The sequence below is a fragment of the Paenibacillus sp. FSL M7-1455 genome (assembly GCF_038004655.1).
Lineage (GTDB): Bacteria > Bacillota > Bacilli > Paenibacillales > Paenibacillaceae > Paenibacillus_AQ > Paenibacillus_AQ cookii.
In genome coordinates, this window is record NZ_JBBORO010000001.1 from 1,580,032 (window position 1) to 1,596,254 (window position 16,223).

Sequence of the window (16,223 nt, forward strand, 5' to 3'; positions counted from 1 at the left end):
CCTCCTCACGATCAAGCACGATAGGTCAGTTAATGGGCAGTTTAATTCATTGTCCGGGGGAAATCAAGCTCCTATACTTTGAATACATCCAATTTATTGAAAAAACGGGAGGAGAACTAGATGGCCCAAAACGGCGTACTGAACGCGGACATTGCCAAAGGACAGATCAACAAAAATATTTACGGTCATTTTTCCGAGCATCTGGGCAGATGCATCTATGAAGGAATCTGGGTAGGCGAAGATTCGCCGATTCCGAACACGAACGGCATTCGAAACGACGTGGTCGAAGCGTTGAAACGGATCCGAATTCCCGTGCTTCGCTGGCCGGGCGGATGTTTTGCGGACGAATACCATTGGAAGGACGGCATCGGGAAGCGGGAAAACCGCAAGCGGATGATCAATACCCATTGGGGCGGCGTCGTGGAAAACAACCATTTCGGCACCCATGAGTTTATGGAATTATGCGCCCAGTTGGGCTGCGAGCCTTACATCAACGGAAACGTTGGAAGCGGTACCGTCCAGGAAATGGCGGAATGGGTGGAATACCTGACCTTCGGCGGGGAATCCCCGATGTCGGCGCTGCGGGCCGAAAACGGGCGCCAAGAGCCTTGGTCGGTCGCTTATTTCGGCGTCGGCAACGAAAATTGGGGCTGCGGCGGCAATATGCGTCCGGAATATTATGCGGATTTGTACCGCCGTTACCAGACGTACGTCCGGAACTACGGGGACAACCGGATTCACCGGATCGCCTGCGGCCCGAATGCCGGCGACTATAATTGGATGGACGTCTTGATGCGCGAGGCGGCCCGCTTTATGGACTCGATCACGCTGCATTATTACACGGTTCCCGGGAATTGGGCGCAAAAGGGGGCGGCTACCGGCTTTAACGAGCAGGAATGGTTCGTCACGATGGAAAAGGCGCTGCACATGGAAGAGCTGGTCGCGAGACACAGCGCCATCATGGACAAATACGATCCCGAAAAACGCGTCGGGTTGATCGTGGACGAATGGGGCACCTGGTTCGACGTGGAGCCCGGCACGAATCCCGGGTTTTTGTACCAGCAAAACTCGCTGCGGGATGCGCTTGTCGCCGGGCTGACGCTGAACATTTTCAACAGGCATAGCGACCGGGTCCGTATGGCCAACATCGCCCAGACCGTCAACGTGCTGCAAGCCGTCATTTTGACGGAAGGCGAAAAAATGGTGCTGACGCCGACCTACCATGTCTTCGATATGTACAAGGTGCATCAGGATGCGGAGCTGCTGGACCTGAACCTGTCGTCCGGTACATACAGCGCCTTCGGCCGGGAAATTCCGGAGGTGTCGGCGTCGGCCTCCCGGGATGCGAACGGGCGCATCCATATCAGCTTGTGCAACCTGAACCATGCGTCGTCGTCGTCCGTCAGCATAGACCTTCGCGGCTTGCAGACGTCTACGCCCGCGATTTCGGGTTCGACGCTCACCTCGGACGCTCTGGATGCGCATAACACGTTCGATCAGCCGGAGCGGATCGCGCCTCAGCCGTTCCATGCCTTTAAGCTCGAAGGGTCGCGCCTTGAGCTGGAGCTGCCGTCGAAATCCGTGACGGTCATCGAGCTGGCGTAGGGGCAAACGGGCGATGCAAACCGGCAATCGAGGGGCATGCAAAGGATGCGGCCCCGAATATCAGGTGAATGACGAGTATATCCAACGCGTGTTGTCCCATCCGATGTTTTCGTCCGAGCATTGCGTGCCGGAGGAGGTTTATCGGCAGAGACTCGCCATCTGCCAATCCTGCCCGAAACTTCAGGACGGCATCAGCTGCTCCGTCTGCGGCTGCATCATTCCCGTGGCGGCCAAGCTGAAGGCCCGCAGCTGCCCTTTGCCGGGCGGGGGATTGTGGGGGACGGCGGACGCGGAGTGAAGGCCTGCATGATACATGGAGCGGGGAAAACGGGACGGGATTCAGCTTTGAATCCCGTTTTTTTGCGGCATGCGGCCGGCCGGTCGTAGCCCCGATTCCCGGAAGGCTGCGGCGATCCGCAGCGATTTCAACTCCTGCAGGCGAGATGAGCGATTGCACCCAAAGCCCTTGATGATCAAGGGCTTTGGGCGTTATCCGAAAAAAATATTCATTTTTGTCACGTTTCGCTCCCCTTCCCCGTCATACGGGTAACCAAACGGAAGGAGAGGATTTGGAATGAAAAAAGCGGACGTGGCGATTGTAGGCGGTGGGGTCGCGGGTTTGACGGCGGCAGTCTATGCGGCAAAAGCAGGCAAACAAACGGTGCTCATCGAAAAGCAGGAGCGGTTGGGCGGCCGGGCGATCACCAACAAGAAAAACGGAGCGTACTTCAATTTGGGCGGGCATGCGTTGTACCATGGAGACGCTTGGGAGACGTTTCGCGAGCTGGGACTACGTCTGCAAGGGAATCAGCCGTCGGTTGACGCCTACGGGATTTGGAAAGGGACGCTGAAGACGCTGCCGACGAACGCCGCATCGTTGTTGGCCACCCCGCTGGTCTCCTGGAAAGGGAAAATGGAGCTCGCCGCGTGGCTCGCGAAATTCGGCAAGCTGGATACCCGCCTTTATGACGGGATCTGCCTCCGCGAATGGATCGAAGGCCAGATCAAAGACCCGATGGTCCGGCACATTTTTTATTCCCTGCTGCGCACGGCAAGTTATGTGGTCGCTCCCGATCTGCAAGCCGCGGGTCCGGCGCTCAGGCAGCTCAAAAACGCTTTGAAAGGCGTGCTCTATCTGGATCGGGGCTGGGGAGAAACCGTGGAGGAATTAAGACGATTGGCCTCCCGCTTGGGCGTTGCTTGCCTGACGGGCAGCAAAGCGGTTGCGATCGGCCATGATCAAGGCGCCGTCCGGCATGTCCTGTGCGACAACGGGACGAAAATCATCGCTGGCAGCATCATCATCGCCGCTCCGCCCGAAGAGGCGTATCGCCTGGTCCCGCAGGCCGACCGAACCGCGCTCCGTACGTGGAAGGAACAAGCGATTCCGGTTACGGCCGCCTGTCTGGACGTGGCTTTGCGGCGCCTGCCCAAACCGAAGCAGCAATTCGTGTACGGCATCGATCAAACCGTCTTTTTAAGCAACCAGTCGCGCGCGGCCTGCTTAAGCGATGACGGAGCCCAGGTGATTTCGCTGATGAAGTACCAAGGAACGGACACGGATGCCAAGCGGGATTTGCTTGAGCTTGAACAGACGCTCGACTTGGTGCAGCCGGGCTGGCGGAACGAGTTGGCGGCCAAACAATATCTTCCGAAAATGACGGTGTGCCATGATTTTATGCATATCAAGCGCAAGGAGAACCCGGGTCCGGCCGTGCCCGAAATCGCGGGATTGTACGTGGCAGGAGATTGGGCGTCGCATGGCGAACAGTTGGTCGATGCCGCGACGGCAAGCGCCAAACGGGCCGTGCGGCATATTTTGGCCCGGACGGGAACGGAGGGAATGCCTGAAGATGAGTACCGAAGCGCTGTATCGATTGTATAAAAACGAGCTGTTTTCGTTGGCTTACCGGATGCTGGGCAGCGTCATGGATGCGGAGGACATCGTGCAGGAAGCGTTTCTAGCGTACGACCAGCTGCCGGATCCCGGCGCCATCCGCAATGAGAGGGCCTTTTTGTACAAAATCGCAACCAATCGCTGCCTGGACCTGCTGCGTTCGTCGGCCAGAAAACGGGAGCTTTACGTGGGGCCTTGGCTCCCGGAACCGTTGGTCGGCCGTGCGGCCGCCGAAGAGGAGCCCTCTGCCGTCTACATGCAAAAGGAGACGATTTCCATGGCGTATCTTTTGCTTTTGCAGCAGTTGAACGCGGTTGAACGCGCCGTCTTCCTGCTGCGGGAAATTTTCCATTATTCGTATGAGGAAATCGCGGATATGGTCGGAAAAAGCGGCGCGAACTGCCGCCAGATTTACCGCCGGGCCAAAGCCGGCATCCATTTCGATCCCGATTCGGTTCCCGCGGTGCACGTGGCGGAGGAGCGGATCAAATCGTTCATAAGCTCCCTGATGCAGGGGAATACCGGCAAACTGCTGGAGCTTCTCAGCGAAAACGTCGTTTTTTATTCCGACGGCGGCGGCAAAGCAAGGGCGGCGCGCATTCCGGTCGTTGGAATGGAGCGGGTTCTGTTGTTTATCCAAAATCTGCTTGCGATGTACGAAGGGAAATCCGAGTTTTCCTTTCTTTTCGTCAATGGCATGCCAGGGGTCCGGGTCCGGGTGGCGGACGTGGGGCAATACGTTTTTTCGTTCGCGTATCGCGAAAATCGGATCGAAACGATCTACAGCATCGGCAATCCGGATAAATTAAGGCATGTGTAGCAGATCAACCGGCCGCAAGACCGAAGGCGCCGCCGGCATCTTTCCGAAGATGTCCGCAGCGCCTTTTGCATTTCCCCCGCGCGCATCGCCAGGCGGTAAAAAACGAATTTAACCATCTGCTACCGGATGCCTGAGCCTTGATTTCGAATATAATGAAACCAACCACAACGTAGGGAGGAGATCGGCATGAAAAAAACGACGGTTGCAACGCTCCAAGCATATGAGGGTGGAACTGTCGCTTAACTTGTAAACGGCAACCCCCTTGCATGCGCGTCCAAAAACCGTATAAAGGGGTATCCTATGCGTTTTCCGATCAAAAAGTTTTTTTCTATATTAGGGCTTGCTGAACAAGATTCGTTCCATCTACACCCAACGCAAGTCTCTAAACCCAAGCAGTCTGAAAAAATGCAAAAAGAGAACACGCAGTCGCCGCTCCAGATTCATGACCAGAAACTGAAGGGCGATGACGGTCAAACTGGTTTCGGCGCCACGCGCCCGAATGCGACCTAGGCCCAATTTGCGCTTGCCTTCTCCAAATTTTCCTTCGATCGCATTACGCTGTACAGCGTCCTGGCGCTCTTGCCGACGATCGGCGACTTCACTTTGCTCTTTCGAGGGTCTGCCGAGCTTCGGGCCACTAAGGCGAATCCCTAGCGTTTTGCAATAGTTCAGGTTGTCTCGATTGCGGTAGATTTTATCGGCTAGAATGACGGCGGGATAATACCCGAATCGCTGTTTGTACGCTTCCACCGATGCTTGCAGCGTGGTTGCCTCGTTGAAGCTGTCCCATTGTGCCGTTTCGATCCAAGCGTAACCGTCCACCAGACTGGCGGCGATTTTGGCGCCGAACTCCACGTTCGCTCCAGCTTTGCCTCGAACCATCGGACGTACATGCGGCTGTTCGATACTCACGATGCGATCGGCGACGACATGCGTATTCTTCTCTAGCATTTCGCGCTGCTGACGGTAGAGCTCCGAGATGATCAGAAGCTGGCGATAGTGTCTTTTGCTCAGTTCCGTGAGAGGCGTATACTTTACGAGGGCTTCAATAATCCGCAGATTCCGTCCCACGTAGCCAAGTTGCTTTTTGATCGCTTTGCGGATCACCTTGCCCGATGCCTTGCGTTGCTTGGAAACACTCAGGTACGATTTTCTGGCTTTCTCGCGGTACGTGCGCGGCTTCTCCATCGCTCCGACATGGGGACGGTGCAGCACGTCGATGATGTCTTCCAGGATTTCACGGGCGTGATTCAGCAGCCCCAAGTCAGTCGGATACTTGATGTCCGCAGGCGCGCATGTCGCATCCAGCATGAGGGTGCCCTTGTTCATGACTTCCGCTGTCGGTGCGGCTGTAGATGGCAGGGCGTGTAGCTTTTTCGCCATGTTGCGGGGGTTCTTCGCCACAACAGGGGGCTCCTCGGGAATAGAGAAAGCGTCCCCTACCTCCATGGTGAGCTGCGAGCCGCCCGCGTCGTTGTCGTCGTCATCGCGATCCCGCTTGGACGATTTCGGTTTCGCCTCGACCTCTCGCTCTGCTTGCAGCGCGGCTTGGGCGATCCAGTCGTTGACTTCAGCTAGGATTTCCAAGCCGAGCCGTTCCCGAAAATGCGTGAGCAGGGAGTGATGAAACGGCACTTTATCGACATACGCGGTGTAGCCCAAGAAGAACTGCAAATATGGATTTTCCTGGATTTGTAAGGTGGTCTCGCGGTCACTTAAACCAAGGCGCTCTTTGATGATGAGCGAGCCGAGGGCGATACGTGCCGAGTACGCCTTTTGGCCGATGGCTGGGGACTTGAACGAGCTCACATATTTCTCTTCTACTTTGTCCCAAGGGATGATCGCCGCAAGCTGCACCCACCGATTGGTTGGATTTAATTTTCCGCCAAAGGGCAAATAGAAGTTTTCCAACAAGTCTGCCATATCTCGATTCAGCACGAACACTTTCGCTCACTCCATCTGCAAGGTTTTTTACCGATTTTCCGTGTTTTCTTTGCAGATGAATTCGACAATAGTGCCTCTAAACCCTTGTGAGATAAGGATTTTTTGATTATTCAGCAAGCCCTATATTACAAGCCTTATCGCGGGCTGTTTCTGTCCGTGCTGGCCTGCGCCTTGCTCGTCTCCGCCGTCACGCTGGCGTTTCCGCTGCTCGTGCGTTATATCACGAAACATGTGCTGGAGGAGGATTTGTCCCAAGCGCTGGGAAAGGTCTACTGGATCGGCGGGCTGATGCTTGTTTTGGCGGCCGTTCAGAACCTTGGAAGCTACTTCGTGGATTACAAGGGGCACGAGGTAGGGGCACGCATGGAAAGCGACATGCGCAGCGAGCTGTTTGCCCACATGCAGAAGCTTTCTTTCGATTTTTACGACAAAGAAAAAACGGGAAGGCTGATGTCGCGGCTCACGAACGACCTGCTGTTGCTTTCCGAGCTTTACCATCACGGGCCCGAGGATTACGTCCGTTCGCTCTCCCGCTTTTTCGGAGCGCTTGCCATTTTGTTTTTTATTGATGCGCCGTTAACGCTGGCGGTGTTGTGCTTTTTCCCGATCCTCGTGTTTTTCGCCCTTTATTTCAACAAAAAGCTGAACAAGGCGTTGGCCGGAAACAAGGAGCGGATCGCGGACGTCAACGCCCAGGCGGAAGATAGTTTATCGGGCATCCGCGTCGTCCAGTCGTTTGCGGGCGAGCGGATGGAAATCGAAAAATTCGAGCGCGAGAACTCCCGGTTCCTCGAAAGCCGGAAACAAACGTACCGGGCCGAAGCGCTTTTTTACAACAGCTTCGAGATGCTGCTTCAGCTGATCACGATCACGGTCGTCATTTTCGGGAGCGCCCAAATCGTTCGCCATAAGCTGGATTTGGCGGATTTGATCACGTTTTTGCTCTATATCGGCTACATGATCGAACCCATTCAACGGATGACGCATATGAGCACGCAGCTTCAGGAAGGAGTCACCGGCTTTCAGCGTTTCATGGAAATCATGAAGTTGAAGCCAAGCATCGCCAGCAAGCCGGATGCGGCCGTGCTTGCACGCGTGAACGGGGACATCGAATTCAGGCGGGTGTCGTTCCATTACGAAGACCGCAAGACGCATGTGCTCAACGACTTGTCGCTGCGGATCCGTCCGGGGGAGTACGTTGCGCTGGTCGGTCCTTCCGGGGCGGGAAAAACGACGTTATGCTCGCTGATCCCGCGTTTTTACGACGCCACCGCAGGAGAAGTGCGGCTGGATGGAACCGACGTCCGCGATCTCGAACTGGAATCGCTCAGGAAAAACATCGGCATCGTGCAGCAGGACGTCTATCTGTTTGCCGGTACGGTCATGGAGAACCTCCGGTACGGAAATCCGGCGGCCACGGACGAGGAGATCATCGCGGCAGCCGTCAAGGCCAATGCGCATGAGTTTATCATGGGCCTGCCGCAGGGATACCGCTCGGAGATCGGGCAGCGCGGCGTCAAGCTGTCGGGCGGACAAAAACAGCGGCTGAGCATCGCCCGCGTGTTTTTGAAAAATCCGCCGATCGTCATCATGGACGAAGCGACGAGCGCGCTCGACAACGAAAGCGAAGACATCGTCAAACGGTCGCTGGAATCGCTGGCCGAAGGCCGGACGACGATCGTGATCGCCCACCGTCTTTCAACCATCCGGGGAGCCCAGCGGATTTTGGTCCTGACGGAGGATGGCCTCGCGGAAGAGGGGACCCATGACGAACTGATCGCCCGGGGCGGCGTGTATGCACAGTTGTACGCCAAACAATTTTGAATGATGCTGTCCTGCACCCGCCTGGTCACCAAGGCATGCAGGACAGCTTTTTTTGCATGAAAACCTAAAATATTTAAGGTAACACCTTTAGTTTTGATCGGCGTTTCGATGAAAGGTTTTTTATAATTGGAAATGGAAGCGTTTTTTATTCGAAATCGGCACCTGCGGCAGCTCCGGAAGATCGGGGCTGCCTGCGCTGCTTCGATTGGTATTTTCAGGACCCAAGCAAGTTTGGTAGCATAAGGACTAAGCGCTTTAAAGTCATGAAGGATTTGGCGAGGCCGCATCCGGATATGGAGGCTGCCCGTAAATCCGCAAAACACGGGGGAGGGAATGCGAATGATGAACGTGCTGTTGGTCGACGACGAGCCGTGGGTTCTGGAAGGGCTGCGCACGATGGTCCATTGGGGGAAGTTCGGATTTCAGGTATGCGGAGAGGCGCTGAGCGGAGCCGAAGCGTTGAACCTGATCCATCGGCTTCGCCCCGAACTCGTCGTGACGGATATTCATATGCCGGCGTTAAACGGGCTGGAGCTTGTGGAGCAATCCAAGAGGACCATGGAGCGGCCTCCGAAATTCGTCATCTTGAGCGGTTACGACGATTTTGGCTATGCCCTTTCCGCCATGAAACAAAAGGTGGCCGAATATGTGCTGAAGCCGATCGACGAGGAGGAGTTCGAAGCGATTTTGCAGCGGGTCGGGGCATCGATCCAAGCCGAGTCCGCCGCGCAGCGCACGGAAAACCGCATGCATTCATTGTTTCTGAACAATCTTCTGAACAGGCTGATCCAGGGCGAAGCGGATGAAGGTCTGGAGCAGCAGGCCGCGCGGGCGTTGCATGTGAAAACCGATGCGGAACTGCGGTGTTTGCTGGTGGAGACGGACATCGGGTCGGCGGATTTGCGGGAGCGGCTGCAGCTCCTTTTTCCCGGCGCGGTTGACCGGTCTTTTCAGGACAATGCGGGGAGGGTCGGCGTTATCGTGCCGACGGAAGAATGTTCTGCGGATCGTCTTGAGGAGATCGGGCTTGCGTTATATCGGGATTTGACCGGGAGCTTGATCCGGCCGGTCATTATCTCGTTCAGCGATCCGCTGTCCGGCGTACGCTCCATCCGCTCCCTGTATTTGCAGGCGCTGGAGGTCAGCAAATCCAAACGCTGCCAGGGCAAGGAAGGGCTGTTTTTTTACGGCTGCTGCAGAAAAACGCCGGAACAGCGCGCAGATCATGATGAAAAAATCAAGCGGCTGGCCGAATCCGTCTGCGCGGGCCTTTCGGAAGCGGTGGAGGGCCAGGTCCACGATCTGGTAGCGTCGTTTGCATCGGGATTTTCGGACATCGAATGGGCCAAAACCCGCATCGCCGATCTGGAGCTGACGCTCTGCAGGCGGATTTCGGAGATGAACGGAACCCCCGGCCCGCTGATGGCCCGGATCCGCGAGCAGCATGGCAGTCTTGGCGACATCAAGGATTACCCGGCCCTGAAAGCGTATGTAGGATGCCTTTGCGCGGAAGCCGGCGCCCTTCTTTTGCTTCTTGCCAAACAAAACGAAAACAATACGATTTTCCATGTCATCCAATACGTGGACCGGGAATTTCACGCCAAGCTGCAGCTGCAGGATTTATCCCGGCAGTTCCACATGAACGCGACGTATTTGGGGCAATTGTTCAAAAAAACGACGGGCAAAACCTTTAACGAATACGTGAACGAAAAAAGGATCGAAGAGGCGAAAAAACTGCTGAAACGGACGCAGGCCAAAATTTCCGACGTGGCGTTGAAGGTCGGGTATCCGAACACGGATTATTTTATCAGCAAGTTTAAAAGCTACACGGGAATGCTGCCTTCGGTTTACAAGGGACAATGGAAAAACCGCCAGGCGGATCAATAGCGGGATGGTGCAGGCATGTTAGGGAAAAAAATCAGGTTCCGAAAAATCGTGAACGATATTCCGATCAACCTCAAGTTTATTTTGATCTATTTGCTCGGCGTTTTGCTGCCGATCGCCGTCATTCATCTCGTTTTTATGGACCGGATGTCCGAGCTGATCAAGCAGCGGGAGGAGCAGAACCTCGAAGTGTCGCTCGAGCGGGCCCGGAAGGACATCCACGATTTCGTGGACGGGGGCGTGGCCGTCAGCCATGCCTTGAACACGGACAAAGCGCTTTACGAGATACTGGACCGGACATACGCCAATCCGCTCGATTTTTACGAAACGTTCGACGAGCAGCTTCGCAACCGGGTCAGCAGCTACATTCCGGTCAACAACCAAATCCTGCGGATCGGCATATACACGGATAATCCGACGATCGTGCAGGGAGGAAATTATCAAATCATCGATCAGCAGGTCAAAAACAGCGAATGGTACAAGCTGTGGGAGCGTTCGAAGGATTCGGTCCTGGTTGCGGCCTACCGGGAAGCCGAGGCGAGCAACTCCTCCGTGATCGCCCCTTATCTGAGCGTGATCGAGCGGATGGATTATTACGACTATTACGACCGGTTCGAAAAGCTGTTGCGCATCGATATCGACCTGCGGAAAATTTATGACGTGATCATCCGCGAACGGGATTATTTGAACCTGTATCTGGTCAACGAAAACGACGAAATCATCATGTCGGCGGACAGCGGCTACCAAAATGCGGTCAGCGGCGCTTACCCCGTCTTCGACCTGTCGGACAGCGAAAAAAACAAGGACGTCCATGTCGTTTCGATCGGCACGGCCAAATACGTCAAGGGCTGGAAGCTGATCGGCATTACGCGGGGAACGCGGGTGAGCCAGGCGATGCGCGACATGCAGTGGTCCGTCGGGCTTCTGGCGGCCGTCATTACGCTGTTTACGTCCGTCTTCATCTACATCATGCTGCGCTCTTACAATTACCGCGTCAAAAGGTTGTCCCGGCATATGCATAAAGTGACGAACGAAAAGTTCGAGCTGATCCGCATGGACGAAGGCCAGGACGAGATCGGGGAACTGATTCGCAATTTCAACATGATGACGTCGCGCATCAATTCGTTGATCAACAACGTGTACAAGCTTGAAATTCAAAAGAAAAGCCTGGAGATGGAACAGGTGAGGGCCGAGCTGAATGTTCTCCAAAGCCAGATGAATCCCCATTTCCTGTTCAACACGCTGAACGCCATTCTTGTCGTATGCACCAAACACGAATATTTCGAGGTGACGGACATCATCAAAAGCTTGTCCAAGCTGCTGCGCAGGCTGCTCAGCTGGAAGGAGGATCTGGTGACGCTGGAGGAAGAAATCCGGTTCACGGAAATGTACCTCAAAATCGAAAAGTTTAGATTTAGGGATAAATTCGAATACCGCTTTGATGTCGACGAACGGGTTTTGAACTACAAAATTCCCAAAATGAGCATCCAGCCGCTGGTGGAAAACGCCTGCAAGCACGGCATTCAGGCCGTGGACGGGCAGGGGCTGATCACGGTCGGGGCCGCGATAGAAGGGGACCGGCTGCACGTATCCGTGTCCGACAACGGCAAAGGCATGTCCGCGGAAAAGCGGAACGACATCATGAAAGCCATCCAAATCGAAAACGTTTCAGGCAACAGCATCGGCATCCGCAACGTTTACCGGCGGCTGGAGCTGTATTACAACGATTTGGTTCGCTTCGATATTCAAAGCCGGTTGGACGAAGGAACGGAGGTTTTATTCGATATTCCCATGAAACTGTTAAATCAACGAGACGAACTTGCCGGGGGGAATGAACATGCGTTACAAAGTGCTGTTGATCGATGACGAACCCGGAGCTTTGGAGGGCATGATGCTGTGGATCGATTGGGAGCGGCTTGGCTTTGAGATTTGCGGAACCTCCGGCAACGGGGCCGACGGTTTGAACAAAATCAAAGAGCTGAAGCCCGATTTGGTCGTGACCGACATCCATATGCCGCTCATGGACGGACTGGAGATGATCGGCGCATGGCAAAAGGACGGGGACCGCAGCGTGATGTTCGTGATCGTCAGCGGGTACAGCGAATTCGAATATGCCCGCCGGGCGATGCGGTACGGGATCAACCATTTTTTGCTGAAGCCGATCGAAGAGGAGGAGGCCGAAAAGGAACTGGAGGCCGTATACCGCGAGCTTTGCAGGGAACATGAAAAACGGAGCATCAACCTCATTGCCGCACATGAAAAAACGGTATGCCTGCTCAAAAAAGCGGCGATGGACGAGCCGCTGTCCCCGAGCGATCTCGATGCGCTCCAACGTCTGTCCGCCGCGAAGGCCGCGTGGAATTTTTGCCTGGTGCAATGCGACCCGCCGGCTTATGCCTGGATGCGCGAAACCGCTGCGGCCCTGCTGCGGGAGCGGGAAGCGATGTACCTGATCGATATCGATACGCACAGCTTCGGGATCGTGTACGGTTATGCGCCGTTCCGGGGGGCGGAGGATGAAGCGTTCCGGATTCTCGAAAGCCTGTCGGAAGCCTGCGCTTCATCCCGGGTGTTTATGGCGACAGGCATGGAGGCCGACACGCTGTTGGAGCTGAGGCGGTGCTGCAAGACGGCCAAGGAGGCCGTTCTTTTCAATTTCTACGATACCGCTTACGGCCGGATCCGCACGTACGATTCGGTGAGGGACCAAACCTTCCGATACCATTACGACCAGGTGCGCCTCATCGACCGGATGACGGGGGCCCTGAACGTTCTGGATGCGCCCGGTTTCGCCGAAGCGGTGGCGTCGGCAGGGCAAAGTTTCCGCAGCGAGTGCGTCGAACCCGAAATCGTCAAAAAGTTCGTCATTCATCTGATGTATCGAATGATGGACTATTGGAAGGAGCTTGGGACGGAGCAGTCCGAAAGGCTCCTGGAAGCCTGCCGTCCGCTGCCGTTCGGAATGTCGGACGCCGTCATTCACCTCGACGATCTGATGGACAGCCTGCTTGCTTGCGGCCGCGGCACGATCGAACTTCTCGCCCGCGAACAGGCGCAGAAGTCGCAGGGCATTATCCAGGAGATCAATGAATACATCCGCGCCCATTTTCGCGAGCCTTTGACGATCCGCAAGCTGTCCGAAGTATTTTTTCTGCATCCGGTGTATTTGGGGCAGCTTTTGATCCGGAAGAACGGAATCGGCTTCAACGAGCTGATCCATGATTTGCGGATCGAAGAAGCCGCGGCGCTCCTGAAGCAGGGCAAGCTGAAAAACAGCGAAATCGCCGAAAGCGTCGGTTATGCCAACTACGGGCAATTTTTGAAGCACTTCGAAAAAAGAATGGGCATGAGCCCCAACGAATTCAAAACCAAAACCTAAACTTTTTGGGGGTAATGCTTTAATTGCGATATAGTTCGGTTTTGAAAGCGATTTTACAATAAGAGTAAGTTACTTGTAAGGGCTTCCAATCCCTGAAGTAACAAATTTTAGCGGAGGTGCTATACATGGGGGGCAAGTCAAAATCAGTGATCCGGCTCGGCATGATTATGCTGCTGTCGTTCAGCTTCATTCTGGCGGGATGCGGAGGAAGCGACAAGACGGCGACATCCGGAGACGCCAAGGCCGGAAACGAGGCATCGGGAGGCAGCGGCGAGGGGAAACCCGAACCGTTTGAAATTACGGCGTTCATCGGCGAAGCCGGCCAGCAGCCGACGCCGGACAACAAAATTTACAAAAAGATTAAGGACGAGCTGGGCGTAACCTTCAAATTCGAATTTCTGGCCGGCGACCTGAATCAGAAGCTCGGCGTCATGATCGCCGGCTCCGACTATCCGGACATCATGACGGGCAATACGAAATTGACGGCGGCAGGCGCATACATTCCGCTGGAAGACCTCATCGAAGAACATGCTCCGAATTTGAAAAAACATTACGAGAAGTACTGGAACATGATGAAGGATCCGAACGACGGGCACATTTACATTTTGCCCAACTACGGGGCCTACAACGGGGAAGTGAGCTCGACATGGTATTCCGGGCCGGCGTTCTGGATTCAGAAGGCGGTGCTTGAGGAAGCCGGATATCCGAAGGTCAAAACGCTGGACGAATATTTCGACCTGATCGCCAAGTATAAGGAAAAACATCCGAACATCGACGGCAAGCCGACGATCGGATTCGAAATTTTGAACTACGACTGGAAAAACTGGGGCTTGTTCAACCCGCCGCAGCATTTGATCGGCCATCCGAACGACGGCAGCGTGGTCGTCAACGACGGCAAGGCGGAAATTTTCGCCGACAAGGACTATGCGAAACGTTACTATCAAAAGCTGAACGAAATTAACGCCAAAGGGCTGATCGACAAAGAAACGTTCACGCAGAACTTCGATCAGTACCTCGCCAAAATTTCCAGCGGAACGGTACTGGGCATGTTCGACCAGCATTGGAATTTCCAAAACGCCGAAAACGCCCTGATCACGCAGAAAAAACATGAAAGAACGTACGTAGGGCTTCCGCTCGTGTATGACGAAGGCACCAGGGATTATTATTTGGACCGCCCGGCGCTGAACCTGAACAACGGCTTCGGCATCAGCGTGAACGCCAAGGATCCGGTGAAAATAATCAAGCTGTGGGACCGCCTGATCCAGGAAGATTGGCAGAAGATCCTCTCCTGGGGAATCGAAGGCGAGGACTACATCGTGAACGAGAAAGGCCGTTTCATGAAAACGCAGGAGCAGCGCGACAAATTTACGGACGCCACTTGGAAGCTGGCGAACAAAGCGGACACGCTGTACAGCTTCAGCCCGAAAATGCAAGGTTTCTTCAGTGACGGCAACGCGACGGATGGCGCGGCGCAGCCGGAAGAGTACCAGGCAGGCCTCGAAGAATACGACAAAAAGTTCCTGAAGGCCTACGGCTTCAACAGCTATGTCGATTTCTTCAGCCCGGCGCCGGAGAATCCGATCTATTATCCGGCATGGAGCGTCGATCTGGTGGAAGGTTCCGAAGCCAAAATCGTCAATACGAAGCAAAACGACTTGTCGACCAAATTTTTGCCGAAAGCGATCTTGGCAAACCCGTCCGATTTTGACAGCGTATGGACGGAATATACGAACGAGATCCACAAGCTGAACATTAAAGCTTACGAGGATCGGATCAACGAAGTTCTTCAATGGCGGATCGAGAACTGGTCGGTGAAGTAAGGCATCAGAAGCTAGCTGGAGGCGGGAGGCGCCAATGCGGCCTTCCGCTTTCTTAAATCCAAGGCTCGGTGGGGAGAAAAAATGATGGAAGAGACCTTAACGAAAAAGCCCGTCGTCCGCAAACCGAAAAAAGGGAAAAGGCAGCCGATGACCTGGTCCTTGATCAAAAACCAGCGGCAGTTGATCTGGATGTCGGTCCCTTTGCTGGCGTATATCATCTTGTTTTCTTACGTGCCGATCTGGGGCTGGACGATGGCATTCCAGGATTACAAGCCGGCCCTCGATTTTGCGGATCAAAAATGGGTAGGATTCAAGCATTTCAAGTTTTTGTTTCTGGACGACAATTTTTTGCGCGTACTTCGCAATACGCTCGCCATGAGCGTCATCAATCTGGTATTGGGGTTTGTGACGGCGATTGTTTTGGCGCTTTTGCTGAACGAAATTAAAAAAGTATTCTGGAAACGGACGGTACAGACCATTTCCTATTTGCCGCATTTCCTGTCCTGGGTCATCGTTACCGGCATCGTGGCGACAACCTTGGCTTCGGACGGCATCGTCAACGACGTTTTGATGAAGCTGCATTTGATTAAGGAGCCGATCCTGTGGCTCAGCGAAGGCCATTATTTTTGGGGCGTCGTCGGCGCTTCCCACGTCTGGAAGGAAGTCGGCTGGAACACGATCATTTATTTGGCCGCCATGTCTTCCATCGATCCGGCGCTGTACGAAGCCGCCGAAATCGACGGGGCCAGCCGTTACAAGAAAATGTTCCACGTCACGCTTCCGGGCATCAAGCCGACCATCGTCATTTTGTTGATCATGTCGATCGGCCACATCTTGGAAGCGGGATTTGAGGTGCAGTATCTGCTCGGCAACGGGCTTGTCGTGGATTGGGCGGAAACGATCGACATCTTTGTGCTGAAGTACGGGATAGCGCAAGGCAACTATTCGTTAGCGACGGCCGGCGGCATATTCAAAACCGTCGTCAGCGTCACGATGCTGCTGATCGCCAACTGGATTGCCAAACGACTAGGGGAAGAGAGGCTGTTATAG

11 protein-coding genes are annotated in these 16,223 nt (G+C 54.7%); 10 read left to right on the forward strand and 1 reads right to left on the reverse strand.

Annotated elements, in window-relative coordinates:
* Positions 1 to 120: 120 nt before the first annotated feature.
* The 4 genes from NYE48_RS07360 to sigJ all read left to right on the forward strand — a co-directional run bounded on the left by NYE48_RS07360 (position 121) and on the right by sigJ (position 4,322).
* Entirely contained in the window at positions 121 to 1,605 is a 1,485-nt protein-coding gene (locus tag NYE48_RS07360; RefSeq protein WP_036707956.1) for an alpha-N-arabinofuranosidase, read from the forward strand.
* A gap of 13 nt (positions 1,606 to 1,618) precedes the next feature.
* A complete protein-coding gene (locus NYE48_RS07365; protein WP_340997784.1) occupies positions 1,619 to 1,903 on the forward strand; it encodes a DUF6171 family protein in 285 nt (94 codons plus the stop codon).
* 276 nt (positions 1,904 to 2,179) lie between these two features.
* The gene (locus NYE48_RS07370) at positions 2,180 to 3,490 is read left to right on the forward strand and encodes a phytoene desaturase family protein (protein WP_340997786.1); all 1,311 of its coding nucleotides are present in this window, start codon (positions 2,180 to 2,182) and stop codon (positions 3,488 to 3,490) included.
* Complete coding sequence (sigJ, locus tag NYE48_RS07375) at positions 3,459 to 4,322, forward strand: RNA polymerase sigma factor SigJ (protein WP_340997788.1); 864 nt, start codon at positions 3,459 to 3,461, stop codon at positions 4,320 to 4,322. The genes NYE48_RS07370 and sigJ overlap by 32 nt, the downstream gene beginning before the upstream one ends.
* A gap of 363 nt (positions 4,323 to 4,685) precedes the next feature.
* On the opposite strand, the gene NYE48_RS07380 is transcribed toward sigJ, so the two are convergent.
* Positions 4,686 to 6,245, reverse strand: a complete 1,560-nt coding sequence (locus NYE48_RS07380; protein ID WP_340996292.1) for an IS5 family transposase — start codon at positions 6,243 to 6,245, stop codon at positions 4,686 to 4,688.
* Positions 6,246 to 6,368: 123 nt separating this feature from the next.
* Here NYE48_RS07380 and NYE48_RS07385 point away from each other — a divergent pair, with 123 nt between their 5' ends.
* The 6 genes from NYE48_RS07385 (at position 6,369) to NYE48_RS07410 (ending at position 16,223) form a co-directional block, all read left to right on the forward strand.
* Positions 6,369 to 8,090: an ABC transporter ATP-binding protein gene (locus NYE48_RS07385; RefSeq protein ID WP_340997790.1), complete on the forward strand. Its 1,722-nt coding sequence runs from the start codon at positions 6,369 to 6,371 to the stop codon at positions 8,088 to 8,090.
* 339 nt (positions 8,091 to 8,429) lie between these two features.
* Positions 8,430 to 9,977 carry a response regulator transcription factor gene (locus tag NYE48_RS07390; protein ID WP_340997793.1) on the forward strand — a complete coding sequence of 516 codons (1,548 nt, stop codon included), beginning with the start codon at positions 8,430 to 8,432 and terminating at the stop codon, positions 9,975 to 9,977.
* 15 nt (positions 9,978 to 9,992) lie between these two features.
* A complete protein-coding gene (locus NYE48_RS07395; protein WP_340997795.1) occupies positions 9,993 to 11,840 on the forward strand; it encodes a sensor histidine kinase in 1,848 nt (615 codons plus the stop codon).
* Entirely contained in the window at positions 11,812 to 13,353 is a 1,542-nt protein-coding gene (locus tag NYE48_RS07400; RefSeq protein WP_340997797.1) for a response regulator transcription factor, read from the forward strand. The genes NYE48_RS07395 and NYE48_RS07400 overlap by 29 nt, the downstream gene beginning before the upstream one ends.
* 125 nt (positions 13,354 to 13,478) lie before the next feature.
* Entirely contained in the window at positions 13,479 to 15,173 is a 1,695-nt protein-coding gene (locus NYE48_RS07405; RefSeq protein ID WP_212950339.1) for an ABC transporter substrate-binding protein, read from the forward strand.
* An 84-nt stretch (positions 15,174 to 15,257) separates the two neighbouring features.
* Positions 15,258 to 16,223 (forward strand): ABC transporter permease, encoded by a 966-nt coding sequence (locus tag NYE48_RS07410; protein WP_212950341.1) that lies wholly within the window; start codon positions 15,258 to 15,260, stop codon positions 16,221 to 16,223.

Coding starts and splice junctions, on each gene's coding strand:
- NYE48_RS07360 (WP_036707956.1), top strand. CDS start 121: ATGGCCCAAAACGGCGTACTGAACGCGGACATTGCCAAAGGACAGATC.
- NYE48_RS07365 (WP_340997784.1), top strand. CDS start 1,619: ATGCAAACCGGCAATCGAGGGGCATGCAAAGGATGCGGCCCCGAATAT.
- NYE48_RS07370 (WP_340997786.1), top strand. CDS start 2,180: ATGAAAAAAGCGGACGTGGCGATTGTAGGCGGTGGGGTCGCGGGTTTG.
- sigJ (WP_340997788.1), top strand. CDS start 3,459: ATGAGTACCGAAGCGCTGTATCGATTGTATAAAAACGAGCTGTTTTCG.
- NYE48_RS07380 (WP_340996292.1), bottom strand. CDS start 6,245: ATGGCAGACTTGTTGGAAAACTTCTATTTGCCCTTTGGCGGAAAATTA.
- NYE48_RS07390 (WP_340997793.1), top strand. CDS start 8,430: ATGATGAACGTGCTGTTGGTCGACGACGAGCCGTGGGTTCTGGAAGGG.
- NYE48_RS07395 (WP_340997795.1), top strand. CDS start 9,993: ATGTTAGGGAAAAAAATCAGGTTCCGAAAAATCGTGAACGATATTCCG.
- NYE48_RS07400 (WP_340997797.1), top strand. CDS start 11,812: ATGCGTTACAAAGTGCTGTTGATCGATGACGAACCCGGAGCTTTGGAG.
- NYE48_RS07405 (WP_212950339.1), top strand. CDS start 13,479: ATGGGGGGCAAGTCAAAATCAGTGATCCGGCTCGGCATGATTATGCTG.
- NYE48_RS07410 (WP_212950341.1), top strand. CDS start 15,258: ATGGAAGAGACCTTAACGAAAAAGCCCGTCGTCCGCAAACCGAAAAAA.